The 25,314-nt window shown below is 70.5% G+C and carries 20 protein-coding genes; 6 read left to right on the top strand and 14 right to left on the bottom strand.

Annotated features, from left to right (window positions below):
* Positions 1 to 48: 48 nt before the first annotated feature.
* From PKE78_RS11975 to PKE78_RS11945, 7 genes are all read right to left on the bottom strand, one after another.
* Positions 49 to 1,146, bottom strand: coding sequence for an ABC transporter ATP-binding protein (locus PKE78_RS11975; RefSeq protein ID WP_271201136.1), 1,098 nt, complete (start codon positions 1,144 to 1,146; stop codon positions 49 to 51).
* Positions 1,143 to 1,871 (bottom strand): SMC-Scp complex subunit ScpB, encoded by a 729-nt coding sequence (gene scpB, locus PKE78_RS11970; protein WP_428981266.1) that lies wholly within the window; start codon positions 1,869 to 1,871, stop codon positions 1,143 to 1,145. The genes PKE78_RS11975 and scpB overlap by 4 nt, the downstream gene beginning before the upstream one ends.
* The gene (locus PKE78_RS11965; RefSeq protein ID WP_271201135.1) at positions 1,868 to 2,689 is read right to left on the bottom strand and encodes a segregation and condensation protein A; all 822 of its coding nucleotides are present in this window, start codon (positions 2,687 to 2,689) and stop codon (positions 1,868 to 1,870) included. The genes scpB and PKE78_RS11965 overlap by 4 nt, the downstream gene beginning before the upstream one ends.
* A gap of 21 nt (positions 2,690 to 2,710) precedes the next feature.
* Positions 2,711 to 3,730: a beta-N-acetylhexosaminidase gene (nagZ, locus tag PKE78_RS11960; RefSeq protein ID WP_271201134.1), complete on the bottom strand. Its 1,020-nt coding sequence runs from the start codon at positions 3,728 to 3,730 to the stop codon at positions 2,711 to 2,713.
* 73 nt (positions 3,731 to 3,803) lie between these two features.
* A complete protein-coding gene (locus PKE78_RS11955; protein ID WP_271201133.1) occupies positions 3,804 to 5,120 on the bottom strand; it encodes an SPOR domain-containing protein in 1,317 nt (438 codons plus the stop codon).
* Positions 5,121 to 5,188: 68 nt separating this feature from the next.
* A complete protein-coding gene (gene argS, locus PKE78_RS11950) occupies positions 5,189 to 6,925 on the bottom strand; it encodes an arginine--tRNA ligase (RefSeq protein ID WP_271201132.1) in 1,737 nt (578 codons plus the stop codon).
* A gap of 29 nt (positions 6,926 to 6,954) precedes the next feature.
* Positions 6,955 to 8,169, bottom strand: coding sequence for a deoxyguanosinetriphosphate triphosphohydrolase (locus PKE78_RS11945; RefSeq protein WP_271201131.1), 1,215 nt, complete (start codon positions 8,167 to 8,169; stop codon positions 6,955 to 6,957).
* A 126-nt stretch (positions 8,170 to 8,295) separates the two neighbouring features.
* Between PKE78_RS11945 and erpA the strand changes: the two genes are divergently transcribed.
* Positions 8,296 to 8,646, top strand: coding sequence for an iron-sulfur cluster insertion protein ErpA (erpA, locus tag PKE78_RS11940; protein ID WP_271201130.1), 351 nt, complete (start codon positions 8,296 to 8,298; stop codon positions 8,644 to 8,646).
* 343 nt (positions 8,647 to 8,989) lie between these two features.
* Positions 8,990 to 9,775, top strand: coding sequence for an exodeoxyribonuclease III (xth, locus tag PKE78_RS11935; protein ID WP_271201129.1), 786 nt, complete (start codon positions 8,990 to 8,992; stop codon positions 9,773 to 9,775).
* Between the two features lie 3 nt (positions 9,776 to 9,778).
* Here the strand turns inward: xth and PKE78_RS11930 are convergent, their stop codons facing one another.
* The 5 genes from PKE78_RS11930 to PKE78_RS11910 form a co-directional block, all read right to left on the bottom strand.
* A complete protein-coding gene (locus tag PKE78_RS11930; protein WP_271201128.1) occupies positions 9,779 to 10,579 on the bottom strand; it encodes a tetratricopeptide repeat protein in 801 nt (266 codons plus the stop codon).
* Positions 10,566 to 12,290, bottom strand: coding sequence for a dihydroxy-acid dehydratase (ilvD, locus tag PKE78_RS11925; protein ID WP_271201127.1), 1,725 nt, complete (start codon positions 12,288 to 12,290; stop codon positions 10,566 to 10,568). Before ilvD ends, PKE78_RS11930 begins: the two co-directional genes overlap by 14 nt.
* A gap of 306 nt (positions 12,291 to 12,596) precedes the next feature.
* A complete protein-coding gene (locus tag PKE78_RS11920; protein WP_271201126.1) occupies positions 12,597 to 14,195 on the bottom strand; it encodes an OpgD/OpgG family glucan biosynthesis protein in 1,599 nt (532 codons plus the stop codon).
* 110 nt (positions 14,196 to 14,305) lie between these two features.
* Positions 14,306 to 17,002, bottom strand: a complete 2,697-nt coding sequence (locus PKE78_RS11915; protein ID WP_271201125.1) for a valine--tRNA ligase — start codon at positions 17,000 to 17,002, stop codon at positions 14,306 to 14,308.
* Positions 17,003 to 17,111: 109 nt separating this feature from the next.
* Positions 17,112 to 18,317 (bottom strand): pyridoxal phosphate-dependent aminotransferase, encoded by a 1,206-nt coding sequence (locus PKE78_RS11910; RefSeq protein ID WP_271201124.1) that lies wholly within the window; start codon positions 18,315 to 18,317, stop codon positions 17,112 to 17,114.
* A gap of 152 nt (positions 18,318 to 18,469) precedes the next feature.
* Between PKE78_RS11910 and PKE78_RS11905 the strand changes: the two genes are divergently transcribed.
* From PKE78_RS11905 to PKE78_RS11890, 4 genes are all read left to right on the top strand, one after another.
* Positions 18,470 to 19,873, top strand: coding sequence for a M48 family metalloprotease (locus PKE78_RS11905; RefSeq protein WP_271201123.1), 1,404 nt, complete (start codon positions 18,470 to 18,472; stop codon positions 19,871 to 19,873).
* 140 nt (positions 19,874 to 20,013) lie between these two features.
* Positions 20,014 to 20,784, top strand: coding sequence for a DsbA family protein (locus tag PKE78_RS11900; protein ID WP_271201122.1), 771 nt, complete (start codon positions 20,014 to 20,016; stop codon positions 20,782 to 20,784).
* A 106-nt stretch (positions 20,785 to 20,890) separates the two neighbouring features.
* Positions 20,891 to 21,394, top strand: coding sequence for an RDD family protein (locus PKE78_RS11895; protein WP_271201121.1), 504 nt, complete (start codon positions 20,891 to 20,893; stop codon positions 21,392 to 21,394).
* Between the two features lie 74 nt (positions 21,395 to 21,468).
* Positions 21,469 to 22,218 carry an arginyltransferase gene (locus PKE78_RS11890; protein ID WP_271201120.1) on the top strand — a complete coding sequence of 250 codons (750 nt, stop codon included), beginning with the start codon at positions 21,469 to 21,471 and terminating at the stop codon, positions 22,216 to 22,218.
* Between the two features lie 50 nt (positions 22,219 to 22,268).
* Here the strand turns inward: PKE78_RS11890 and PKE78_RS11885 are convergent, their stop codons facing one another.
* Positions 22,269 to 22,991 (bottom strand): hypothetical protein, encoded by a 723-nt coding sequence (locus PKE78_RS11885; RefSeq protein ID WP_271201119.1) that lies wholly within the window; start codon positions 22,989 to 22,991, stop codon positions 22,269 to 22,271.
* A 66-nt stretch (positions 22,992 to 23,057) separates the two neighbouring features.
* Positions 23,058 to 25,298: a DNA topoisomerase IV subunit A gene (gene parC / locus PKE78_RS11880; RefSeq protein WP_271201118.1), complete on the bottom strand. Its 2,241-nt coding sequence runs from the start codon at positions 25,296 to 25,298 to the stop codon at positions 23,058 to 23,060.
* Positions 25,299 to 25,314: the final 16 nt, after the last annotated feature.

Raw genomic sequence — 25,314 nt, 5'->3', positions numbered from 1 at the left:
GCGCGCTTGTGCCAAGCGCGCCGCGAACGACCGCCTCGGACCGCGAACCTAGGCGCCGTCCGCAGCGAACACAAGGGTTTCCGCGCCGCACAAAGTAACGCCGACGTCAGCGCCCGGAACCGGAGCCTCTCCGGCCGGACGCCGCGCGCGCAGCGGAGCGTCGAGACCGTCGACGACGATGGTCGCCTGCTCGGTCTCGCCGAGGAAGCGACGCTCGACGATCCGACCGGCGGCGCCCTGCCCGCGCGGTCCGATCCTCAGCCCATGCGGCCGGATCGCGAGGATCGCGGGACCGTCCTCGACGCCCGGCGCGGCAACGTCGCCCAGCGCCGAGGTCGCGCGCCCGTTCTTCACCACGCAAGGGATCTCGTTGATCTCGGAGAAGAACCGCGCCGCGAACAGCGAGGCCGGCGCGCGGTAGAGCTCCTCGGGCGCGCCCTGCTGCGCCACGCGGCCGCGGCGCATCAGCACGATGCGGTCGGCCATGCGCATCGCCTCCTCGGGATCGTGCGTCACGATCACGGCGGTCGCGCCGCTCTCGCGCAGCACCGCGAGCGTGTCGTCGCGCACGCTGTCGCGCAGCCGCCGGTCGAGGCCGGAGAACGGCTCGTCCATCAGCAGCAGGCCGGGCTGCGGGGCGACGGCGCGGGCGAGCGCGGCCCGCTGCTGCTCGCCGCCCGAGAGCTCGCCGGGATGCTTGCGTTCGTGGGTCGAGAGCCCGACCTGCGCGAGGCGCGCCCGCGCGGTCGAGAGCGCGTCGGCCCGCGGCCGGCCGCGCAGGCCGAAGGTCACGTTCGCGAGCAGGCTCATGTGGGGGAACAGCGCGTAGTCCTGGAACATGAGCCCGACGCCGCGCTTCTCCGGCGGCAGGAACGCGCCGTCGCCGGAGACCGCGCGCCCCCCTAGGCTGACCACGCCGCGGACCGGCCGCTCGACGCCCGCCGCGATCCGCAGCAGGGTGGACTTGCCGCAGCCGCTCTCCCCGAGCAGCGCCACCACGGAGCCTGGCGTGACGGAGAAGGTGACGTCCTCGACCGCCCAGCCGCGGCCGTAGGAGTGCGACACCCCTTCGAAGGCGAGCGCCATCGGCCGCACGGACGCGGGCTGCGGCGCGGGCTCGGGCGGCGAAACGTCGAGGGCGGTCACGCGTCACGGTCTCCGGCGTCGTCGGTCTCGCCGGGCGCGAACGGATCGTCGTCGCCGAGCGGCTCCTCGTCGGGGGCAAGCGTCCCGTCGTCCGAAGGCGTCGGCATGTCGAGCCCCGGCGGCAGGCGCGCGTCGAGAAGCCCCGCCGCCTTCATCTCGTCAAGCCCCGGCAGGTCCGACACCTGCTCCAGGCCGAAATGGTCGAGGAACCCCGGCGTGGTGCCGAAGGTGACCGGCCGTCCCGGTGAGCGTCGGCGCCCGCGCAGGCGGATGAAGCCCGCCTCCAGCAACGTCTCGAGCGTGCCGCGCGAGGTGGCGACGCCGCGGATCTCCTCGATCTCGGCGCGGGTCGTCGGCTGGTGGTAGGCGATGATCGCAAGCGTCTCGATCGCGGCGCGCGACAGCTTGCGCGGCGGCGGGGCGTGATCGGCGAGCGCCGCCGCGATGTCCGGCGCGGTGCGGAACGCCCAGGCGTCGCCGACCCGGCGCAGATTGACCCCACGCTCCGCATAGTGGTGCGCCAGAAGCCGCAGGATGGTCGGCAGGTCCGCCCCGACGGGGAGCAGCCTCGCGAGCGCGGCCTCGTCGAGCGGCTCCGCGGAGGCGAACAGCGCCGCCTCGACGACGCGCAAGTGGAGCGCCGGAACGCGGGCCGCCTCGTCCGGCGTCGGCCGCCCGTCCAGGCCTTCGACCGGCAGGCGGGGCTGGGCGAGGCGGTCGCTCACGCCGGGGCCTTGCGCGGCGCAAGCGGGGCGGCGGACCGCACGAACAGCGGTCCGAAGGCGCGGTCCTGGCGCAGCTCCATCCGGCCTTCGCGGGCGAGCTCCAGCGACGCGCCGAGGCTCGACGCCACCACGGAGGCGCGCATCTCCGGCGTCATGAAGGCGAGCAGCAGCGCGTCGAGCCGCGCCCAGTCGGCCGAGCGACCGACCAGACGCTCCAGCGCCGCCCGCGCCTCAGAGAGCGACCAGGTCGGCCGCCGCGCCACCGTCACCTGGGTCTTGAGGCCGCGGACGCGCTGGCGGGCGTAGGCCGACAGAAGATCGTAGAGCGTCGCGGTCCAGCCCTCGGTTCCGGCGGCGCCCAGCGTCTCGGGCGCGCCGCGCGCGAGCGTGTCGGTCCCGAGCAGCGGCCGCGCCATCAACGCGCGTCCGGCCTCGCGCATCGCCTCGAGCCGGCGCAGCCGGAACGCGAGCGCGGCGGCCACCATGGCGGCGGGCGGCTCGTCCTCCTCCTGCGGGGGGCTCGGAACCAGCAGGCGCGATTTTAGATAGGCGAGCCACGCCGCCATCACGAGATAGTCGGCGGCGAGGTCGAGCCGCTCGGCGCGCGCTCGCTCGACGAAGCCGAGATACTGCTCGGCGAGTTCGAGGATCGATATGCGGACGAGGTCGACCTTCTGCCGCCGCGCGAGATCGAGCAGCAGGTCGAGCGGGCCCTCGAAACCGTCGAGATCGACGACGAAGGCGTCGCTGCCGGTTCCTGAGCGCTCGTCGGCCTCGAAGGCGTCCGTCTCGCGTCCGTCCATGGCGGGATCGGCCATGGGGCCCGGCCTCCGGCGGCGTCAGGCGCTCGCGCGTTCGAGCAGGCGGTCGCGCTCCTCGGCGAGCGCGACGAGATCGCCCGATCGACGGCCCGAGGCCGCCGCGAGGGCGTCTGACGCGCGCGCCGCCGAACGGCCGGCGAGCCGCGGCGCCGCCGCCGCGACCTCAAGCATTTCGCCCATCTCGCCGTTGCAATGCAAGGCGATGTCGCAGCCGGCCGCGAGCGCGCGCGCGGCGCTCTCCCCGACCGGGCCCGACAGCGCTTTCATCGACAGATCGTCGCTCAGGAGCAGCCCGTCGAAGCCGATGTGGCCGCGCACGATCTCGCCGAGCACCACCGGCGACAGCGTCGCCGGCCGGTCGGGATCGATCGCCTCGAACACGATGTGGCCGGTCATGCCGATGGGGCAGTCGGCCAGCCGTCGGAACGGTTCGAAGTCCGACGCCTCCAGCGTCGCGCGGTCGGCCGTCACCTTCGGCAGGTGGTGGTGGCTGTCCACGGTGGCGCGGCCGTGTCCGGGCATATGCTTCATCACGGGCGCGACGCCGCCTGCGAGCAGGCCGTCGATCACCGCCCGGCCGAGCGCGGCTATCCCCTCGGGCGTGTCGGCGTAGGCCCGGTCGCCGATCGCCTGGGTCATGCCCTCGGTCGGCAGGTCGAGCACCGGCAGGCAGTCCACGGTGACGCCGAGCGCCGCGAGCTCGCCCGCGATCAGCTCCGCGCCGGCCCGCGCCGCGGCCACCGCCGCCTGCGGGTCGATCGCGTGCAGCGCGCCGTAGCGCGCCGCGGGCGGATGGGCGCGGGCGAGCGGCGGCCGCAGCCGCTGCACCCGGCCGCCCTCCTGGTCGATCAGGACCGCGGCGTCGGCGCGGCCCACCGACTCGCGGAAATCCGCGGTCAGCGCCGCGATCTGATCGTGCGAGGCGATGTTGCGCCCGAACAGGATCAGCCCCCACGGGTCGGCGTCGCGGAAGAACGCGCGCTCGTCCGGGGTGAGCGTCAGGCCGGAGCAGCCGGAGACGAAAGCACGCGCGGTCATGAACGGCGCCTCGACATGGGCGCGCCCGCCACGGAGCCGTTACGGCTCCGTGGCGGGCGCGGAAGGTGCGGCGTCAGTTGCGGGAGACGACGCAGTCGCCGCCCGCCGCGCGCAGGTTGCTGCAGACGCTGGAGGCCTGCGCGCCGTCGGCGAAGGGGCCGACGCGGACGCGGTAATAGGTGCCGCGGTCGCCGACGGTCGCCGTCTGGATCGAGGCCGAATACGAACCGAGCACCTGCGGATACTTCCGCTGCAGCGCCGCGTAGGCCGCGCGCGCCTCGGCGTCGGAGCGCTGCGACGTCACCTGCACCACGAAGCCGCCGCGGGCGGTCGTCGCCGCGGGCGCGGCCGGCGTGGCCGCGCGGGGGGCTGCGGCCGCCGCCACCTGCTGCTCGCGCGGCGCCTGCGGCGCAGGGGCCGGCTGGGCGGCGCGCTGCTGCGGGGCGAGCGCCGGGGCCGGCGTCGCCGACGGTCGGGCCGCGGGAGCGGGCGCCGGACGCGGGGTCGGGGTCGGAGCCGCCGCTTGCGGCCGCGGCGCGGGCGTCTCGGCGCGAGCCGGGGCGTCGCTCATGATGCCGTTGTCGAACTCGCTCACGGGCGGCTCGCCCGACCGCGCCATCTCGGCGATCGGATCGCGGACCGGCGCGGTCGCCGTCGGCGTGTCGTAGCTCGTGTCCGGCGTGATCTCGACGGTCTTCACCCGGCGCGGCTCGCTGCCCATGGTCGAGGGGGGCGTCGGCTCGACCGAGGCCGGCCCTCCCGGCAGGATCACGCGCGCGATATCCGAATTGCGCGCCGGCGCGCTCGAAGCCGGCAGGTCGACCGGCTCCTCCTGGCGCGAGACCACCTTGGACTTCTGGGGCTCCTCGCCGCCGACGCGGTCGTAGATCTGCTTGTTCTGGTGCGGAACCTCGGCCCCGCCCGGGTTGTCCGGCACGGTCTTGACCGGCTCGGTCTCGGCCTTGATCAGCGGGGGCTCGCCGCTGAAGGCGCCGCCTGCTCCCATCGAGCGATAGGCCAGCACGCCGCCGGCGCCGAGCATCGCGACGCCGACCACGGCCGCCACAAGCATCAGCCCGGTGCGGCCGCCGCGGGAGCGCTCCGGCTCGTAGAAGACCGGGTTGCCGTCGGCGTCGTAGTCGTAGGGTTCGTCCGGGTTCGGCGCGTAGGCGCGCGGGTCGTAGACCGGCTCCTGGCCTTCGCCCATCTCGACATAGCGCGGATCGGCGCGGCCATGGGCGTCGTAGTGATGCCCGCCCCTCAAGCCGAGGTCCTGACGTCCGGCGCCTTCGAACAGGTCCGGATCGTTGGCGTAGCGCTCGTAATCGTCCGACCCGGCGTTATCGCGGCCGTCATACGCAACGCCGCGCCGCATTGCCTGGTTTTGCATCTTACCGGCCTCCGAGAGCCAAACGTGCGGCCCGGCGAGGGCCGGCCGCACGCCGTCGGTTGACGGGTTCAGCGCATCTCGTCAGGAGCCGCCACGCCCAAAATACCAAGGCCGGACGCCAGCACCAAGGCCAGCCCCCGGACCAACGCCAAACGGGCATGCGACAACAATGGATTGTTTTCCATAATGAAGCGTAAATCAGGCGCCGAGCCGCGGTTCCAGTGCGCGTGGAAGTCGCTCGCGAGATCGTGCAGGTAGAACGCGATGCGATGCGGCTGGCGCGCCTGCGCCGCCTGCGCGACCACCCGCGGCCACTGCGCGATGCGCTTCACCAGCCCGAGCTCGCCCTCGTCGACCAGCAGCGACAGGTCCGGCTCGGCCGCGAGATCCGGAAACGCCTCGGCGCCCTTGCGCAGGATCGACTGCGCGCGGGCGTGGGCGTACTGGACGTAGAACACCGGGTTGTCGCGCGACTGCTCCGTCACCTTGGCGAAATCGAAGTCGAGCACCGCGTCGTTCGACCGGAACAGCATCATGAAGCGCACCGCGTCGCGGCCGACCTCGTCGACCACGTCGCGCAGCGTGACGAAGTCGCCCGCCCGCTTCGACATCCGCACCGGCTCGCCCGCCCGGAACAGGCGCACGAGCTGGCAGAGCTCCACCGTCACCCGCGCGGTTCCGCCCGAGAGCGCGTCGCCGACCGCCTGCAGGCGCTTGACGTAGCCGCCGTGGTCGGCGCCGAGGACGAACACCATCTCGCGGAAGCCGCGCTCGAACTTGGAGCGGAAGTAGGCGACGTCGGCCGCGAAGTAGGTGTAGGAGCCGTCGGACTTCTTCAGCGGCCGGTCGACGTCGTCGCCGAAATCGGTGGCGCGGAACAGCGTCTGCTCGCGCTCCTCCCAGTCGTCCGGCAGTTCGCCCTTGGGCGGCGGCAGGCGGCCCTCGTAGACCAGTCCCTTCTCCTCCAGCGTCGCGACGGTCGCGTCGATCGCCCCGCCCTCGCCGTGCAGGGCGCGTTCGGAGAAGAACACGTCGTGGCGGATGTTGAGGGCCGCGAGGTCGTCGCGGATCATGTCCATCATGGCGGCGATGGCGGCGTCCCGGACCAGCGGCAGCCAGTCCCCTTCCGGCCGGTCCCGTAGCGCGGGGCCGACGCGCGCGGCGAGTTCGGCGCCGACCGGCTTGAGATAGTCGCCGGGATAGAGCCCCTCGGGAATCGCGCCGATGTCCTCGCCGAGCGCCTCGCGGTAGCGCAGGAAGGCGGAGCGCGCGAGCACGTCCACCTGCGCGCCGGCGTCGTTGATGTAGTACTCGCGGGTCACGTCCTCGCCGGCGTAGGCGAGCAGGTTCGCGAGCGAATCCCCGAACACCGCGCCGCGGCAGTGGCCCACATGCATGGGCCCGGTGGGGTTGGCCGAGACATATTCGACGTTGACCCTCGCGCCCGCCGTGACGTCGGGCCGGCCGAACGACGCCCCGCCCGCGAGCGCCGCCGCGAGGACCTGGCGCAGGTAGCCGTCCGCCAGCGCGATGTTGACGAAGCCGGGACCGGCGACGCTCGCCGAGGCGACGTCGGCGTCGGCCTCAAGCTTCGCGACGATCCGCTCGGCCAGGTCGCGCGGCTTCAGCCCGAGTTCCTTCGACAGCACCAGCGCGGCGTTGGTCGCGAGGTCGCCGTGGCTCGGGTCGCGCGGCGGCTCCACGACGACGCGCGTCAGGTCGGGGACCCGGTCGATCGCGCCTTCGGCGGCGAGCGCTTCGAGGATCGCGCTGAGCCGCGCGGCGAAATCGGCGAAAATGTTCATGGACGTGGCCTTCGAGGAGCCCCGGGCCGCTAACGCAAATCGGGGGTGGCGTCAAACAGGCGCCGATGCTCGATCAGGGCGTAGCGGTCGGTCATGCCGGCGATGAAGTCGGCGACGGCACGGGCGCGGCGGGCGTCGTCGAGCCCGGAGGCGTCCCGCGCCCACTCCGGCGGCAGGGCGCCGTTGTCGGCGAAATAGCGGGCGAACAGGTCCGTCACGACGTCCCGCGCGTCGTTCATGACGCGCATGACGTAAGAGTGCCGGTACATGCGCGCGAACAGCAGCCGCTTCACCGCCCGCTCCTCCGCCTCCATGGCGGGCGAGAACCCCACGGCGCTGCGGCCGGCGGACCGGACGGCGTCGACGTCGGGGGGCGCAAGCGCCTCGATGCGCCGGCCGCTTTCGGCTATCGCGTCCTCGACGAGGCGCGTGATCACCCGCCGCACCACCTCGTGGGTCGCGCGGTCGTCGTCGAGCCCCGGATGACGGCCGCGCACCTCGTCGAGGATCGAGGCCAGCAGCGGCGCTTCCGCGAGGTCTTCGAGCTTGAACAGGCCGGCGCGCAGGCCGTCGTCGATGTCGTGGGCGTCGTAGGCGATGTCGTCGGCGATCGCCGCCGCCTGGGCCTCGGCGCTGGCGTAGGTGTGGAGGCCGAGATCGTGGCGCGCCGCGTATTCGCGGATCGCCGCCGGCAGGGCGCGGCCGGCGTAGGAGCCGGTCGGGGCGCCGTCGGGCCCGAGCAGCGGACCGTTGTGCTTCACCACGCCTTCGAGCGACTCGAAGGTGAGGTTCAGCCCGTCGAAATCCGCATAGCGGCGTTCGAGCTTGGTCAGGACACGCAGCGACTGGGCGTTGTGGTCGAAGCCGCCGAAGCCGGCCATCGCGGCGTCGAGCGCGCGCTCGCCGGCATGGCCGAAGGGCGGGTGCCCGAGATCATGGGACAGCGCGACGGTCTCCGCGAGGTCCTCGTCGAGGCCGAGCGCCCGGGCGATCGAGCGCGCGATCTGCGCCACCTCCAGCGTGTGCGTCAGCCGCGTCCGGTAATGGTCGCCCTCGTGATAGACGAACACCTGAGTCTTGTGCTTGAGGCGCCGGAACGCGGTCGAGTGCAGCACCCGGTCGCGGTCGCGCTGGAACTCGGTGCGGGTCGGGCTCGCCGGCTGCGGGATCAGGCGTCCGCGCGAGGCGCCTGGATCCGCGGCGTAGTCCGCCCGCGGTCGGAAGATCCAGCTCGCGACCTGCATTGGGGAATGGCTCCGTCGCGCAAGCGTTGACCGTCGGGCGAGGCGTCCTTACCTCTTGAAGCGAAGATGGCGCAACAGGCCGGCGAACAGCCGCCGGCCTGGCGCACTCACCCAGGCGCCCCGCCCATGACCACCGACGTTCTTGAAGCCCCCTCGCCCGTCTCCCTCACGCCCAAGGCCGCGGCGCGCATCCTCGAAATCGTCGCCGGCGAACCGGCCGGGACGATGCTGCGCGTCAGCGTGCTCGGCGGCGGCTGCTCCGGCTTCTCCTACGACTACGGCTTCGACACCCGTGTCGCGGAAGACGACGTCATGATCAGCCGCGACGGCGCGACCGTGCTGGTGGACCCGGTGTCCCTGCCCTACCTCGCCGGCTCCGAGATCGACTTCGTCGACGACCTGATCGGCGCCTCGTTCCAGATCCGGAACCCGAACGCCACCGCCTCCTGCGGCTGCGGCACCAGCTTCGCAATCTGATCGCGGCGCATCCCGCGCCGCGTCCAAATGAAAATGGCGATCCTTCGGCGCCGTCCGCGGAAAACGCGAGTTTTGCGGGCGGACGCGATCACGGCCGCGTGGTCCACGTTTTCGCTGCGAAACAATAGCGCACCCCCCGCGTTCGTTTCGCCCTTGGCAAACGTCGCTGGAAGCTTCATTTGAACGCTACCGGCGCTGGGCTCCTCCGCCACGCGCCGTGCCCTCTTTGGGCGTTTCCTCCCTAGACTTGGGCCGCTTGCTCCGCAGGCGGCCCTTTTTTCATGGCGCGCCGCCGTCCATGATGGCGCGGAAGACATCCCGCGCGCCGGAGGACCCCGCGACCGTGCAGATCGCCACCTGGAACGTGAACTCGATCAAGTCGCGGCTCGATCTCGTGCTGCGCTGGCTCGCCGAGGCGAAGCCCGACGTCGTCTGCCTGCAGGAGATCAAGTGCGTCGACGAGGCGTTTCCGCGCGCCGCGATCGAGGACGCCGGCTACCACGTCGCCGTGCATGGCCAGAAGACCTACAACGGCGTCGCGATCCTCTCCCGTTCGCCGATCGAGGACGCCACGCCGCGGCTGCCGGGCGACGACGGCGACGACCACGCCCGCTTCATCGAGGCGGTGGTCTCGACGCCCTCGGGCTCGGTGCGCGTCGCCGGCATCTACCTGCCGAACGGCAATCCGGCGCCCGGACCGAAATACGACTACAAGCTCGCCTGGATGAAGCGCCTGCAGGCCTACGCCGCCGACCGGCTGGCGCTGGAGGAGCCGCTCGTCATCGCCGGCGACTACAACGTCATTCCCGCCGCGCAGGACGCCAAGCGTCCTGACGCCTGGGTGGAGGACGCGCTGTTCCGGCCCGACACCCGCGCCGCATGGCGGCGCCTGCTCGCGCTCGGCCTGACGGAGGCCGTGCGCGCCTGCGACGATTCAAGCGGGCTCTACAGCTTCTGGGACTATCAGGCCGGCGCCTGGCAGAAGAACGACGGCATCCGGATCGACCACCTGCTGCTGTCGCCGCAGGCCGCCGACAGGCTCGTCTCCACCCGCATCGACAAGCATGTGCGGGCGTGGGAGCGGCCGTCGGACCACGTGCCGGTGGTCGCCGAGTTCGCGTTCGGCTGACGCTCAGCCGCGGTCGCTGCTCCAGGCCGCGACGAAATTCGCGGCCGAGGCGCGCTCTTCCGGCGTCGCCGTCGCGATCGCGCGGTCGTAGAGGTCGACGATCCACTGGTCGGCGGCGCTCGACGCCTCCTTGGCGAGCGTCAGCCACATCAGGCCGCGCGCGGCCTGGCGCGGCACCTCGACGCCGTTGAACAGGAGGTGGCCGAGCACGGCCTGCGCCTCGCGCTGGCCCTTGTTGGCGGCGAGGCCGAGCCAGCGCGCCGCCTGCCGCACGTCCTTCTTCACGCTCTGCCCGTCGAGATACATCCGCGCCAGATTGTACTGGGCGTCCGGGTCGCCGAAGTAGGATGCGGCGTAGGAGAACATCTCCCGCGCGCGGTTGGCGTCGGCGTCGATCGAGCTGTCGGGGATGCCGTCGAGATAGTAGTTGCCGAGCGCGACGAAGGCGTTCGCGACGAAGCGGGCCTGAACCGTGTCCGGCGCGTCGTCGGCGTGGGCGTTGGCGATCTGGCTGAAGTAATCGAAGGCCTTGATGTCGTTGCGCTCGACGCCGTCGCCTTCGGCGTACATACGCCCGAGCTTCCACTGCGCCATGGCGTGGCCGCGCTTGGCGGCGTCGATCAGCGAGGTCAGCGCGCTCGCCTTGTCGCCGGCGATGTAGGCGCGCGCGCCGGTCTGGAACTGCTCGAACGGCGACGGCTCCTTCTTCGAGCCGGCGCCTTCGAACGCCCAAGCGGCGGGCGCGGCGCAGACAAGCGCCAGCGCCGCGAGCGTCGCGCCTACGAGATGCTCACACGTCCGCATAGGCGCGCCGCTCGAACTTAGCCCCGGGATGGGTGACGGCGCCGCCCCGCGCGGGGCCGACGCCTTGCGCGTATTTCCAGAGCGCGCCGGAGCCGAAGCCGTGCTCGCGCGGCGTCCAGGCCTGGCGACGCGCGTCGAGCTCCTCGTCGCTCAGCGCCACCTCGAGCGTGCCGGCGACCGCGTCGATCGTGATGACGTCGCCGTCGCGGATCAGGCCGATCGGGCCGCCGACCGCGGCCTCAGGCCCCACATGGCCGATGCAGAAGCCGCGGGTGGCGCCGGAGAAGCGACCGTCGGTGATGAGGGCGACCTTGTCGCCCATGCCCTGGCCGTAGAGCGCGGCGGTGGTCGACAGCATCTCGCGCATGCCGGGACCGCCGCGCGGACCCTCGTAGCGGATGACGAGGACTTCGCCTTCCTCGAAATTCTTCGAGGAGACGGCGGCGAAGCACTCCTCCTCGCTGTCGAAACAGCGCGCGGGGCCGGAGAAGCGCTGGTTGACCATGCCCGCGACCTTCACGATCGCGCCTTCGGGGGCGAGGTTGCCCCGGAGGCCGACCACGCCGCCGGTCTTCGTCAGCGGCCTGTCGGCCGGCAGGATCACGTCCTGGTCCGGGTTCCAGCGGACCGACGCCATGTTCTCGGCGATGGTGCGGCCGGTGACGGTGAGGCAGTCGCCGTGCAGGAAGCCGTGGTCGAGCAGCGTCTTCATCAGCAGCGGCACGCCGCCGACCTCGAACAGGTCCTTGGCGACGTAGCGCCCGCCGGGCTTGAGGTCCGCGACGTAAGGCGTGCGCTTGAAGATCTCGGCGACGTCGAACAGGTCGAACTCGATGCCCGCCTCATGGGCGATGGCGGGCAGATGCAACGCCGCGTTTGTGGAGCCGCCGGAAGCCGCGACCACCGTCGCCGCGTTCTCGAGCGCCTGCCGGGTGACGATGTCGCGCGGGCGAATGTTGCGGGCGACCAGCTCCATGATCATCTCGCCGGCCGTCATGCAGAACCGGTCGCGGATCTCGTAAGGCGCGGGCGCGCCGGCCGAATAGGGCAGCGCGAGGCCGATCGCCTCGGAAACGGTCGCCATGGTGTTGGCGGTGAACTGGGCGCCGCAGGCGCCGGCCGAGGGGCACGCGGCCTGCTCGATCTCGTCGAGGTCCTCGTCGGACATCGCGTTGACCGAGTGCTTGCCGACCGCCTCGAACACGTCCTGGATGGTGATGGGCTGGCCGCGGAAGGAGCCCGGCAGGATCGAGCCGCCGTAGATGAAGATCGACGGCACGTTGAGGCGGACCATCGCCATCATCATGCCCGGAAGCGACTTGTCGCAGCCCGCGAGCCCGACGAGGGCGTCGTAGCAATGGCCGCGCATGGTGAGCTCGACCGAGTCCGCGATCACCTCGCGGGAGGCGAGCGAGGACTTCATGCCCTCGTGGCCCATGGCGATGCCGTCGGTGACGGTGATGGTGCAGAACTCGCGCGGGGTGCCGTTGGCGGCCGCGACGCCCTTCTTCACCGCCTGCGCCTGGCGCATCAGCGAGATGTTGCAGGGCGCGGCCTCGTTCCAGCACGACGCCACGCCGACCAGCGGCTGATGGATCTGCGCCTTGGTGAGCCCCATGGCGTACAGATACGACCGATGGGGCGCACGCGCCGGGCCTTCCGTGACGTGCCGGCTCGGAAGCTTCGTCTTGTCGAAAACCTTGGCGTCCATAGTCCCGCTTATGCCTTGGCGACGCGGCCTCATTGAGGCGTGACGCCGGCGTTCCTGAGCGGATTCGGCGCCAGCCACGTCGACCACTGCGACGCCTGCGAAACGCGGAACATGCTCGCCTGCTGCGGAACGCCCCGGCCCCCCGACCGGCATTAACCAATATTCGCAGCTTAATCAGCAGGTTAGTTGCTGTCGTGACGTCGCTTTGTGGCTGAATGGCGGCGAAAACGACGCGACCCGGCCCCGCCATGGCTGCGGAGCCGGCCCTGTGCTTTTCAGGTTACATGAACGGCGGATGAACGGCGTTCAGCCGGGCGCGGCGGGGCGCTCCCAGGGGAACGCCCAGGTCTCGGTCAGCACCTTCTGCCCGGCCCTCAGCACGGCGCGCAGCTCGGCGCGGCCGCCGGGCTGCTCGATCTCGTGGTCGAGGAACAGCCGGAAGCCCGAAATCTCGGGGTTCGGCACCACGAAGGCGGCGTTGATCTTGCCGGAGCTCGCGCTGGTCTCGGTCACCACCTTCTTGGGATCGTCGAGCCAGTAGCCGAGATCGCCGCCGGCGAAGTCGACGATGAAGCGGCGAACGTGGTCCGGGCCGGCCTGCGGATCGCCCGACGCCCGCGCTTCGGTGACGAAGGTGTGGAGCGCCCTCGCCTTCGGCGTGACGTTCTCGGCCAGCTTGCGCGAGCTCAGGCGGTAGCTGTGACGCAGCGGCTCGCCGCCGGGCTCGACCGGCCTGTCCGGCGTCCAGAACGCGACGATGTTGTCATGGGTCTCGTTGTCGGTCGGGATTTCGACGAGCTCCACGCGGCCCGGCCCCCAGTCGCCGGCGGGCTCGATCCAGTAGCTCGGCCTGAGATCGTAGCGAACCTCGAGATCCTGATAATGCTCGAACAGCCGGTCGCGCTGCAGCAGGCCGAAGCCTTTGACCGCAGGCGCCGGGAAGCGCGCGATTTCGACCTGCGTGGGGTTGCGCAGCGGGCGCCAGGTCCAGGCGTCGTCCGGCGCCTCGATCAAGAGGCCGTCCGAATCGTGCACCTCCGGCCGGAAGCCGCGATAGCTGCGGCGATCGTTCTCGCCGTAGTAGAACATCGACGTCAGCGGCGCGACGCCGAGCTTCTTGATGGGCTGGCGCGGAAACAGCGTCGAGCCGACGTCGACGGTGGTCTCCTCGCCGGGCGTGATCACCATGCGGAAGGCGCCGGCGACCGACGGACCGTCGAGCAGCGCATGCACGACGATCTCGGCGGCGTCGCCGGCCGGCTCCTCGACCCAGAACTCGCGGAAGGTCGGGAACTCCTCTGGTTCGGGCTCGCCGGAATTGACGGCGAGACCTCGGGCCGAGATGCCGTAGTGCTGCCCTGCGCCCAGGAAGCGGAAATAGCTCGCGCCGAGGAACACCGCGAGCTCGTCGCGCACGGTCGGCTTGTTCAGCGGGTAGAGCAGCCGGATGCCGGCGAAGCCGAAGTCGATCGGCAGGCGCCCCGGAGGCTTGGTCTGGCCGAAGTCGAACAGCCCGGCGTCGTAGGGGATCGGCGCCGGCACGCCCTCCCGCACGAGGTTGACCACCACCGGCTCCTTGTAGAGGAAGCCGAGGTGGAACAGCTCCATGGCGAACCCGCTCGGGCTCTTCGCGAAGAACGCGCGGTCGCGCTTGAAGCGCACGTCGCGGAACGCGTCGAAGCTCATCTCGGTGAAGGCCTTGGGCAGCTCGGCCCGCGGCGGCTCGAACGGCGAGCCGGCGAGCTGCCGCGCGCGCTCGATGACGCGGCCATGGTCGAAGCTCGGCACGGTCTTAGCCGGTCCGTCTGACGGCGGCGGCGCGCCTTGCGCCTGAGCGGCCGTCGTCACAAGGGCGCTTCCCGCGCCGGCGCCAAGCAGCGCGACCGCGTCGCGTCGGGTGAACATCGATCGATCTGGCCTTTTCAAAACCTGCCCCGGCCTAAAATAGGGCGGGCCGGGAATGGCGAAAGGACGGCCGGACGTTCCCCGCGATCACGTGAACGTCCGGCCGTCCGTCAGCCGCCGAGCTGGCGGAGCGCCGCTTCGATCTTGCCGAGGCGGGCGACGTAGTCCGCGCGCTTCTCGCGCTCGGCCTCGACCACCTCTTCCGGCGCGCGGGCGACGAAGCTCTCGTTGCCGAGCTTGCCGTCGATGCGCTTGATCTCGCCTTGCGTCTTGGCCCGCTCCTTGGCGAGCCGGTCCTTCTCGGCGGCGATGTCCACGACGCCTTCGAGCGGAACCGCCACCACGCAGCCGCGGACGATGAGCTGGATCGCCGCCTTCGGGGCCTCGTCGGCGAAGGACACGCCGGAGACGCGGGCGATCCGCGCGAGCGTCGGCGCCGCGCGCTCGGCGCGGGCGCGCGTCTCGTCGTCGCCGCCGACCACCACCAGCGGCAGCGTGGCGGAGGCCGGCACGCCCATCTCGGCGCGCGCCGAGCGCAGCTCCGTCACCACCTCGACCAGCCAGCCGATCTCGGACTCGGACGCCGCGTCGCCGAGGCCCTGGAGCGCCGGCCAGCGCGTGAGCGCCAGCATGTTCGGGCGGGCGACGTCGCCGGCGCGGGCGTCCCACAGCTCCTCGGTGACGAAGGGCATGAACGGGTGCAGCAGCTTCACCACCTCGTCGAGCACGAAGGCGACGGTGGCGCGGGTCTCCTCGGCTTCCGCGCCCTGCCCTTCGCCCTGCAGCACCGGCTTCACAAGCTCGAGGTACCAGTCGCAGACGACATTCCAGGTGAAGCGGTAGGCCGCGCCCGCCGCCTCATTGAAGCGGTAGGCCTCGAGCGCCGCGGTGGTCTCAGTGACCGCCTTGGCGGCCTCGCCGAGGATCCAGCGGTTGACGGTCTCCTTCACGGTGGAGGGGTCGAACCCTTCGACCGGGCGGCAGCCGTTCATCTCGGCGAAGCGCGAGGCGTTCCAGAGCTTGGTCGCGAAGTTGCGGTAGCCCTCGACGCGGGCGCGGGCGAGCTTGATGTCGCGGCCTTGCGCCGCCATCGCCGCCAGCGTGAAGCGCAGCGCGTCCGCGCCATAGGCGTCGACCAGCTCGATCGGATCGATGACGTTGCCCTTCGACTTCGACATCTTGGCCCCCTTCTCATCGCGGACGAGGGCGTGGATGTAGACGTCGCGGAACGGCGCCTCCTTCATGACGTAGAGGCCCATCATCATCATCCGGGCGACCCAGAAGAAGATGATGTCGAAGCCCGTCACCAGCACGGCGTTGGGGTAGTACTTCTCCAGCTCCGGCGTCTGGTCCGGCCAGCCCATGGTCGAGAACGGCCACAGCGCGGAGGAGAACCAGGTGTCGAGCACGTCCTCGTCGCGGGTGAGCGGCGTCGGCGCGCCGTAGTGCGTCTCGGCAGCGGCAAGCGCCTCCGCCTCGGTCTCCTCGACGAAGATCGCGCCGTCCGGCCCGAACCACGCCGGGATCTGGTGGCCCCACCACAGCTGGCGCGAGACGCACCAGGGCTGGATGTTCTCCATCCAGTCGAAGTAGGTCTTGGACCAGTTCTCGGGCACGAACCGCGTGCGGCCGTCGCGCACCGCCGCCATCGCGTCGACGGCGAGCGCCTTCGCGTCCACGTACCACTGGTCGGTCAGATAGGGCTCGATCACGACGCCCGAGCGGTCGCCGTGCGGGACCTGATGGACGTTGGGCTCGATCTCGACCAGCAGCTCGCGCGCCTCCATCAGCGCGACCACCTGCTTGCGCGCCTCCGCCCGATCCAGCCCGTGGAGCGCGAGGGCGTCGGCCTCCGGCTGGCTGCCGGCCAAAAACGCCTCGTTGCCGGCGAGCAGCATCTTGCCCTCCGGCGTCAGCACGTTGATCAGCGGCAGGTCGTGGCGTTTGCCGACCTCGAAATCGTTGAAGTCGTGCGCCGGGGTGATCTTGACCGCGCCGGTGCCCTTCTCGGGATCGGAATAGCTGTCGGCGACGATCGGAATGCGCCGGCCGACCAGCGGCAGGATCACGTGCTTGCCGACGAGATGCCGGTATCGCTCGTCGTCGGGGTGCACCGCGACCGCGCTGTCGCCGAGCATGGTCTCGGGCCGCGTGGTCGCGACGACGATCGACTCAGTCGATCCCTCGACGGGATAGCGGAGATGCCAGAGATGGCCCTTCACTTCGACCGACTGCACCTCGATGTCCGAGATCGCGGTCAGCAGCTTCGGGTCCCAGTTCACGAGCCGCTTGTCGCGGTAGATCAGCCCGTCCTTGTGCAGGCGGACGAACAGCTTGACGACGGCGCGCGACAGGCCCTCGTCCATGGTGAAGCGCTCGCGCGACCAGTCGGCGGAGGCGCCGAGCCGCTGCAGCTGCTTCAGGATCATGCCGCCGCTCTCGGCCTTCCACTCCCAGACGCGTTCGACGAATTTTTCACGCCCCATGGCGCGGCGGCCGGGCTGCTGGCGCTCGGCGAGCTGGCGCTCGACGACCATCTGCGTGGCGATGCCGGCGTGGTCCATGCCGGGCTGCCACAGCACGTCCTTGCCGCGCATGCGCTCGAAACGCGCGAGGATGTCCTGCAGCGTGTCGTTCAGCGCGTGCCCCATGTGGAGCGAGCCGGTGACGTTCGGCGGCGGGATGACGATGCAGTAGGGCTCGGCCCCCGGCGCCGCGCCCGCGCCCGCCTTGAACGCCCCGACCTCGTCCCAGCGGGCCGCGATCCGCGGTTCGATGTCGGCCGGCGAATAGGTCTTGTCGAGCATGAACGGCCTCGGACGCGCTTGTAAGAGAACTGCGGGCAACCGGCCCGCGCGCGTTGAAGCGCAAGGCCGGCTCGGGTGTCAATCGCGCGGGGGGTGCCCCGCGGGGCGGTCACCGCTTCGGAAGCCAGCGCGCCATGCGGTCGAGCGCTTCCGCGACCTCGGCCTCGCTTCCCGCGAAGGACAGCCGGACATAAGCGCGGCCGCGCGCCTGGTCGAAGTCGATTCCCGGCGTGATCGCGACGCCCGCCTCCGCCAGCAGCGCCTTTGCGAAGGCCGAGCTGTCGTTGGTGAAGCGCGCCACGTTGGCGTAGGCGTAGAACGCGCCGTCGACCGGCAGGATCTCGTCGAAGCCGAGCCGCGGCAGCCCCTCCAGCAGCAGAGCGCGGTTGGCGGCGTAGGCTGCGCGGTAGGCCTCCGGCGTCTCCAGATCGTCGAGCGCCGCTTCGGCGCCCGCCTGCGACAGCGTCGGGGACGAGATGACGAGGTTCTGCGCCAGCCGCTCGATCGGCCGGACGAGCCGCTCCGGCGCCACCAGCCAGCCGATGCGCCAACCGGTCATGGCGAAATACTTCGAGAAGCTGTTGACGATGATGGCGTCGTCGTCGAAGGCGAGCGCTGTCGCCGCCGGCGCCTCATAGGTCAGGCCGTGATAGATCTCGTCCGAGACCAGCCAGATCCCGAGCCGGCGGCAGGTCGCCGCGAGGTCGGCGAGATCGCCCGGCGCCGTCACTACGCCGGTCGGATTGGCCGGGCTCATGGCGAGCGCGCCGGCGAGCGGGGTCTCGGCGTGGGCCGCGGCCACCATCTCCGCCGTCATGGTCCAGCGCGAGGACGGCCCGGTCGCAAGCTCGACCGGCTCCAGCCCGAGCGCGAGCAGGATGGCGCGGTAGGCCGGATAGCCCGGCGAGGGAATCGCCACTCGCGCGCCAGGCGCGAAGGCCGCGAGGAAGGCGAGCGTGAAGCCGCCGGAGGAGCCGGTCGTCACGACGATCCGCTCGGGCGGGACCGCGACGCCGTAGACCTCGGCGTAGCGGCGCGCGATGCGGGCGCGCAGCGACGGCCGGCCGAGCGCCTCGGTGTAGCCGACCTCCCCCGTCGCCAGCAGCCGCGCCGTCGCCTCGCAGGCCGCGCGCGGCGCCGGCCCGCTCGGCTGCCCGACCTCGAGATGACATACCTGCTCGCCGGCCGCGCGGCGCGCCTTCGCCTCCGCCATCACGTCGAGCGCGAGGAAGGGCGGCACGCCGAGCGCACGCGCGGAAGCGGAACGGTCGGGAGCGATGAGGGCTTCGGCGGAGCGCCGGCTTGGCTGCGTCATATCGAGGTCGTGCTTCCGGGTGCGTAGGGGCGGCGTCGCGGAACGGTGACGGTCGGCGCGTTGACCGGCCGCCGGCCCGGCCCGTAGTCTCCGGCCGAACGACCGCCCGACGGTCACGTGCTACCAACGCCCGGCGCGCCATGGAACCCCGCATGTCACTGACCGGCCGTATCCGCCGCTTCGCCCGAAACGCCGCGGCCTTGGTCTGCGCCGCGTCGGTCGCGATCGCAGGCATGCCGGCGCCCGCCGCCGCGCAGGCCGGCGGGCCGCCCGTGATCCGCGACGCGGAGATCGAGGGCCTGCTGCGCGACTACATGCTGCCGATCTACCGCGCGGCTGGCGTCGACGCGGGCGCGGTCGAGATCGTGCTGGTCAACTCGAAGGCCTTCAACGCCTTCGTGGCGGACGGCCGGCGCATCTTCGTCAACGTGGGCACGCTGCTCGACTCCAAGACGCCGAACGAGGTGATCGGCGTCTTGGCGCACGAGACCGGCCACATCGCCGGCGGCCATCTGGCGCGGCTGCGCCAGCGGCTCGACAGCGCGCAGACCATGGCGATCGTCGCCATGCTGCTCGGCGCGGCCGGCGTCGCGGGGGCCGCGGCCGGCGGCGGGCTCGACGGCGGCAATTCGGGCAGCGCGATCATGGGCGCGGCCATGGCGCCGCAGGAAATGATCATGCGGTCGCTGCTGTCCTACCAGCGCGCCGAGGAGCAGGCCGCCGACCGCATGGCGATCAGCTACCTCAACAAGACCGGCCAGTCCGCCAAGGGCATGCTGACCACCTTCCAGCGCTTCGCGGACCAGATCGCCTTCTCGCAGCGCTTCATCGATCCTTACGTCCAGAGCCACCCGATGCCGAAGGAGCGCATCGCGAACCTCGAGGACCTCGCGAAGAAGAGCCCCTATTTCAACAAGACCGACAGCCCGGCGCTGCAGGCCCGCCACGACCTGATGCGGGCGAAGCTCGTCGGCTTCCTCGAAGGCCCGCAGGGCGTCGGCCGGCGCTATCCCATGAGCGACACGAGCCTGCCGGCGCGCTACGCCCGCGCCATCTCGGCCTATCGCTCGTCGTCGCTCGACGGCGCAATCGCCCAGATCGACGGGCTGATCGCCTCCCAGCCCCAGAACCCGTGGTTCCAGGAGCTGAAGGGTCAGGCCTATCTGGAGAACGGCCGCGCCGCCCAGGCGGTCCCGCCGCTGCGCCGGGCGCTCGCGCTCGCGCCCAACGCCACGCTGATCCGCACCATGCTCGGCCAGGCGCTGGTCGCCAGCGGATCGCCGCGGGACACCGACGCCGCCATCTCCGAGCTCGTGCGCGCCACCGCGCGCGATTCGAAAAACGCCGACGGCTTCCGCCAGCTCGCCCTCGCCTACGCCCGCAAGAACAAGATCCCCGAGGCGGACCTCGCCTCCGCGCAGGCCGCCTTCGCCGCCGGCGACTACGGCACCGCGCGCCAGATCGCCGAGCGCGCCAAGAACGGCTTCAAGATGGGAACGCCCGGCTGGCTGAAGGCCGACGACATCGCGAGCTACAAGCCGGTGAAGCTGCGCTAGGCCGCACCCCGGCGCGGCGCCCGCCACCGGGCCCCGCTGGACGGCTCGCAACCCGCCGTCATTTCACCACGGACGCGCCGCAGAACGGTCCACGCGCGACGTGGCGGCGTAAGCACGCAAGAACGAACCCGAGGAAACGCATGTCCCGCCTGCCTGTTCTCGCCGTAGCCGGCGCCCTGGTCGCAGCCGTCGCCGGCTACGCCGTCTACGCGCAGAACGCCGACGGCCCGGTCGGGACCGACCGGGAGTCGCTCGGCCGGTTCGTGCGCGAGTACATCGTCAACAACCCGGAGATCCTGGTCGAGGCGCAGAAGGAGCTGCAGCGCCGCCAGACCGAGAAGGACGCCGCGGCCGCGCGCGAAAAGCTCGCCGACAAGCCCGACACGCTCGAGAACTCGCAGCACCAGGCCGTGCTCGGCAACCCGAAGGGCGACGTCACGCTGGTCGAGTTCTTCGACTACAACTGCGGCTACTGCCGCCGGGCGCTCGGCGACGTCAACGCGCTGATCGAGAAGGACCCGAACCTGCGCGTGGTGCTGAAGGAGTTTCCGATCCTCAGCCGCGGCTCGGCCGAGGCGGCGCAGGTGTCGGCGGCCGTCAACCTGATCGCGCCGGACAAGTACAAGGACTTCCACGACAAGCTGCTGTCGTCGAGCGGACAGGTCGACGGCGCCGCCGCCATGCGCGCCGCGGGCGAAGTCGGGATCGACGCGGCCGCCCTGCAGGACGCGGTGAAGCGGCCGGAACCCAAGGCCGCGATAGAGGAGGTCTACGAGCTCGCGAGCCAGTTCGGCGTCGAGTCGACGCCGGTGTTCATCGTCGGCGACGCGATCGTTCCGGGCGCCGTCGGCGAGGCGGCGCTGAAGGCGAAGATCGACGCCGTCCGCAAATGCGGCAAGGCGAGCTGCTGAACCGACGGAGCGCGCGGACCTCCCCGCGCGATCTTGCGGAGCCCCCTTTCCCGCACCACGTCTTGGTCTGCGGCGCTTCCGCCGCTGACGAGGACCGATCGCGACGATGACGACTTCCGCTCCGCTTCAGACAGCCGACGCGCGCCCTGTCGCCTATGAGCCGCTGTCCGACCCCCGTCTGTACGAAGGCGTGCTGAGCCGGCGCGTTCTGGCGTTCTGCGTCGACTTCGCCGTGGTGCTGACGCTGACGGCGGCCGCCAGCGTGGTGATCTTCTTCCTGGGCATCGTCACGCTCGGCCTCGCCTGGCTGCTCTACGGCGGCGTGTTCCCGGCGATGGCGATCCTCTATTCCGGCGCGACCCTCGGCGGCGACCGCGCCGCGACCTGGGGCATGCGGCTCACCGGCCTCACCTGCCGGCTGCAGGACGGAACGCGTCCCGGCTTCATGATCGCCGCGGCGCATGTGGTCTTCCTCTACGTCTCCATCACCTTCCTAACGCCCTTCGTGCTGCTGGTCGGCCTGTTCACCCAGCGCAAGCAGCTGCTTCACGACCTCGTCCTGAGCACGCTGTTCGTCGACCGGGGACGGCTGGAGGGGCGCGGCGTCTGAACCGCTTGTCGTTCACGAGCGCCTTGCTATCCTGACCGGGAGGCGGCTCGAGCGCCGCCTTCCGGGACCTCGTCTTGACCGCCCACTCGCGCAATACGCCGCAGTTCTACCTGACCGCGCCGTCGCCCTGCCCCTACCTCAAGGGACAGTTCGAGCGGAAGGTGTTCACCCATCTCGTCGGCGACGACGCAGCCCAACTCAACGACCTGCTGACCCATGGCGGCTTCCGCCGCAGCCAGACGATCGCCTATCGGCCGGCCTGCGAGACTTGCCGGGCCTGCGTCTCGGTCCGGGTGCGGGTCGACGCTTTCGAATGGACCAAGGCCTTTCGGCGCAACCGGGCGCTGAACGCCGATCTCGTCGGCCTCGACCGCGACGCGACGCCGAACTCGGAGCAGTACAGCCTGTTCCGCGCCTATCTCGACAGCCGGCACTCCGACGGCGGCATGGCCGACATGACCGTGCTCGACTACGCCACCATGGTCGAGGACAGCCATGTGCGGACCCGGCTGGTGGAGTACCGCCGGCGCGGGCCCGACACCGCCGTCAACGGCCGCGGCGCGGGGCCGCTCTACGCGGTCGCGCTGGTCGACCACCTCTCCGACGGACTGTCGCTGGTCTATTCCTTCTACGAGCCCGAGCACCGCGACCGCGGCCTCGGCACGCACGTCATCCTCGACCACGTGCAGCGCGCGCGGGCGCTCGGCCTGCCCTACCTCTACCTCGGCTACTGGGTCGAAGGCTCCGCCAAGATGGACTACAAGCGCCGCTTCCGCCCGCAGGAGCATCTCGGCCCGGCGGGCTGGGAGCTGAAGGACGGGTGAGTATGTTCTGGCTTCGCCAGCTAGACGACCAGCCTCCAATATTCTCGGAACTAGAACGGTATATCGTCGTCTGGCCCATTCCGGTGCCGAGACGATTTCGTCTCCTCAGCCTCCCGCGGAGCCTCCAACTGCTTTCGCTCATTCGGAGCAGGCAACTGGCGCTGTTCGGCCTCTTTAGCTGCGTCTACTTCGCCGAAGAGTAGAAGAATATATTTCAGATAAGGACGCAGCCCCTCCTTCTCAAAGTCTCCGGCCATTCCCGCTAGGCGTCGCGTCGCGTCGGCAATTATCTCAAACCGAGTGCGATCCCGGTCGACCTCCGTTTGGAGGGAAGATAACTTACCGAATATCGCCTCTTTCTTCGGATTGTCGAGATTCGATTTTGCTACACAATCTCGGATTTGAGTTATGTAAAAATGTATTTTCTTTTTTTCGGGCGCATCGAGATGGACACTGAATGTTTTTCTGCGCCTCGCATGATTAATTTTAATTTGAATTAGCAGGTTGCTCACAACCCTATCCAATTCAATAAAATAGTCCGAGTCGTCCCGATTCGATGAAGGAGGAGGTCGGAAGTCTTTTATAAAAAGAATATCTAAAGATCTCGCAGCCGCTATTATTCTGTTCGCATAGTCTGCACGATGCATCCAAATGGAGTAATTACTTTCCTCGTTACTTAGTTCTTGGGTCAAAATTTCTCTGAAATGGGCCTCAAGTACAACGAATGCCTGCTCGTTGTCTTCAGGAAGATTATCGTAGACATCTTCGGTCATGCAGCGGAATTCCCATGACGCATGCAACGCTGCCAAAAATTAAAATGGGCTCGCGGACAGCCCATGTCAGCCCCCGAACCTGTTCGACTTCGGGAAGCCGTGCGGCGGCAGCCGGCCGGCCTCGGCGCGGTTGCCGAGCCAGTCGCGCAGCTCGTCGCCCACCACGCGCCGCGCCACGCCGCCGTTGGTGGTGAAGCTCAGGCCCTCGGCGAGCGCGAACACCTTGGCGTCGGAGACGCCGCCGTCCTTGTAGCGCTGCAGGCGCACGCCCGCGCCGCGCGCCATCTCGGCGACCTGATTGAGCGGGAACAGCAGCAGCTTGCGGTTCTGGCCGACGATCGCGACCGTGTCGCCCTCGGCCTCGGCGAAACGCAGCACCCGCGCCGCGTCCAGATTAACCACCTGCCGGCCCTTGCGGGTTGAGGACAGCAGCTGGTCCTCGCTCGTGACGAAGCCGCGCGCCTCGGTGGTGACGATTAGCCGCTTGCGGCCGGCCTTGTGCGCGAACACGTCGACGATGTCGGCCCCGTCGTCGAAGTCCACCATCAGCCGGATCGGCTCGCCGGCGCCGCGTCCGCCCGGCAGCTTGGCGGCGTCGAGCGTGAAGGTCTTGCCGTTCGACGTGACCACGATCAGCTTCGCGGTCGTCTCGGTCGGGAACGACAGCATCAGCGCGTCGTCGGCCTTGAAGGTCAGGCCGGAGACGTCCGCCACATGGCCCTTGAGCGCCCGGATCCAGCCCTTCTGCGACACGACCACGGTGATCGGCTCGCGCTCGACGAAGGCGTCGGCGACGTCGGCCGCGGCGGCGGAAGGCGGCGCCTCAAAGGTCGTCCGGCGTTTGCCCAGCGCCGTGTCCGGCCCGAAGCTCTTGGCGAGCCCGTCCAGCTCCTTGCCCACGCGCTTCCACTGCCGCGCCTCGGAGCCGAGCAGCGTCCGCAGCTCCTCGCCCTCCTTGGTGAGCTTGTCGTGCTCGCGCCGGATCTCGATCTCCTCAAGCTTGGCGAGCGAGCGGAGCCGCATGTTGAGGATGGCGTCGGCCTGCAGCTCGGTCAGGTCGAAGGCCGCCATCAGCTCGGCCTTCGGATCGTCGGCCTGGCGGACGATCCGGATGACCTCGTCGAGGTTAAGGAAGGCGATCAGGAAGCCTTCGAGCACCTCCAGCCGGCGGACGATCGCGTCGAGGCGGTGCTGGGACCGGCGCTGGATGACCTCGCGGCGGTGGTCGAGCCACTGCCGCAGCGCGTCCTTCAGGCCGAGCACCATGGGGGTCTGGCCGCGGACGAGCACGTTCATGTTGAGCGGGATGCGGGTCTCGAGCTCGGTGAGCTTGAACAGCGACTCCATCATCACGACGGGATCGACGTTGCGGGCCCGCGGCTCCAGCACGAGGCGGATGTCCTCGGTCGACTCGTCGCGCACGTCGGTCACGAGCGGCAGCTTGCGCTCGTTGATCAGCTCGGCGATGCGCTCCACCAGCCGGCTCTTCGGGACGAGCCAGGGAATCTCGGTCACGACCACGACCCAGGTCCCGCGGCCGAGGTCCTCGAGCTTCCAGCGCGCGCGGGTGCGGAAGGCGCCGCGGCCGGCGCGGTAGCTCTCCGCGATGACGGAGGGGCTGTCGACGACCACGCCGCCGGTCGGAAAGTCGGGGCCCTGCACATGCGCGAGCAGCTCCTCGACGCCCGCCTCCGGATTCGCCAGCAGCACGCGCGCGGCGTCCACGAGCTCGGCGACGTTGTGCGGCGGGATCGCGGTCGCCATGCCGACGGCGATGCCCTGGCTGCCGTTGGCCAGCAGGTTCGGGAACGCGCCCGGCAGGACCACCGGCTCCTTCTCGGAGCCGTCATAGGTGTCGCGGTAGTCGACCGCGTCCTCGTCGAGCCCGTCGAGCAGCAGCCGTGCGACCTCGGTCAGGCGCGCCTCGGTGTAGCGCATGGCCGCGGCGTTATCGCCGTCGACATTGCCGAAGTTGCCCTGCCCCTCCACCAGCGGCCAGCGCTGGGCGAAATCCTGCGCCAGCCGCACCAGCGCGTCGTAGACGGACTGGTCGCCGTGGGGGTGGTACTTGCCGATGACGTCGCCGACGACGCGGGCGCATTTCTTGAACGCCGCGCCGGGATCGAGCTTGAGCTCGCGCATCGCCCACAGCACGCGCCGGTGCACCGGCTTCAATCCGTCGCGCACGTCCGGCAGCGCGCGCTGGGTGATGGTCGAGAGCGCGTAGGCGAGATAGCGCTCCTCGAGCGCCGAACGCAGCTCGACGGGGAGGACGCCGTCCTCGGGCGGGGTCGCGATGTCGCTCATGCCCGAGGGTTAGGCG

Origin of the sequence: Methylopila turkensis (assembly GCF_027922325.1) — a bacterium.
GTDB classification, from domain to species: domain Bacteria; phylum Pseudomonadota; class Alphaproteobacteria; order Rhizobiales; family Methylopilaceae; genus Methylopila; species Methylopila turkensis.
The sequence above is the reverse complement of the archived record's forward strand: the minus strand, read 5'-3'. Positions and strand labels throughout refer to the sequence as shown.

What these genes read in the sequence shown, in the direction of transcription:
- PKE78_RS11915 (WP_271201125.1), bottom strand. Translation starts at nt 17,002, where the DNA reads ATGCTCGACAAGACCTATTCGCCGGCCGACATCGAACCGCGGATCGCG.
- ilvD (WP_271201127.1), bottom strand. Translation starts at nt 12,290, where the DNA reads ATGGACGCCAAGGTTTTCGACAAGACGAAGCTTCCGAGCCGGCACGTC.
- argS (WP_271201132.1), bottom strand. Translation starts at nt 6,925, where the DNA reads ATGAACATTTTCGCCGATTTCGCCGCGCGGCTCAGCGCGATCCTCGAA.
- PKE78_RS11945 (WP_271201131.1), bottom strand. Translation starts at nt 8,169, where the DNA reads ATGCAGGTCGCGAGCTGGATCTTCCGACCGCGGGCGGACTACGCCGCG.
- PKE78_RS11955 (WP_271201133.1), bottom strand. Translation starts at nt 5,120, where the DNA reads ATGCAAAACCAGGCAATGCGGCGCGGCGTTGCGTATGACGGCCGCGAT.
- PKE78_RS11965 (WP_271201135.1), bottom strand. Translation starts at nt 2,689, where the DNA reads ATGGCCGATCCCGCCATGGACGGACGCGAGACGGACGCCTTCGAGGCC.
- PKE78_RS11905 (WP_271201123.1), top strand. Translation starts at nt 18,470, where the DNA reads ATGTCACTGACCGGCCGTATCCGCCGCTTCGCCCGAAACGCCGCGGCC.
- PKE78_RS11895 (WP_271201121.1), top strand. Translation starts at nt 20,891, where the DNA reads ATGACGACTTCCGCTCCGCTTCAGACAGCCGACGCGCGCCCTGTCGCC.
- parC (WP_271201118.1), bottom strand. Translation starts at nt 25,298, where the DNA reads ATGAGCGACATCGCGACCCCGCCCGAGGACGGCGTCCTCCCCGTCGAG.
- PKE78_RS11900 (WP_271201122.1), top strand. Translation starts at nt 20,014, where the DNA reads ATGTCCCGCCTGCCTGTTCTCGCCGTAGCCGGCGCCCTGGTCGCAGCC.
- PKE78_RS11920 (WP_271201126.1), bottom strand. Translation starts at nt 14,195, where the DNA reads ATGTTCACCCGACGCGACGCGGTCGCGCTGCTTGGCGCCGGCGCGGGA.
- nagZ (WP_271201134.1), bottom strand. Translation starts at nt 3,730, where the DNA reads ATGACCGCGCGTGCTTTCGTCTCCGGCTGCTCCGGCCTGACGCTCACC.
- PKE78_RS11885 (WP_271201119.1), bottom strand. Translation starts at nt 22,991, where the DNA reads ATGACCGAAGATGTCTACGATAATCTTCCTGAAGACAACGAGCAGGCA.
- PKE78_RS11910 (WP_271201124.1), bottom strand. Translation starts at nt 18,317, where the DNA reads ATGACGCAGCCAAGCCGGCGCTCCGCCGAAGCCCTCATCGCTCCCGAC.
- erpA (WP_271201130.1), top strand. Translation starts at nt 8,296, where the DNA reads ATGACCACCGACGTTCTTGAAGCCCCCTCGCCCGTCTCCCTCACGCCC.
- PKE78_RS11930 (WP_271201128.1), bottom strand. Translation starts at nt 10,579, where the DNA reads ATGCGGACGTGTGAGCATCTCGTAGGCGCGACGCTCGCGGCGCTGGCG.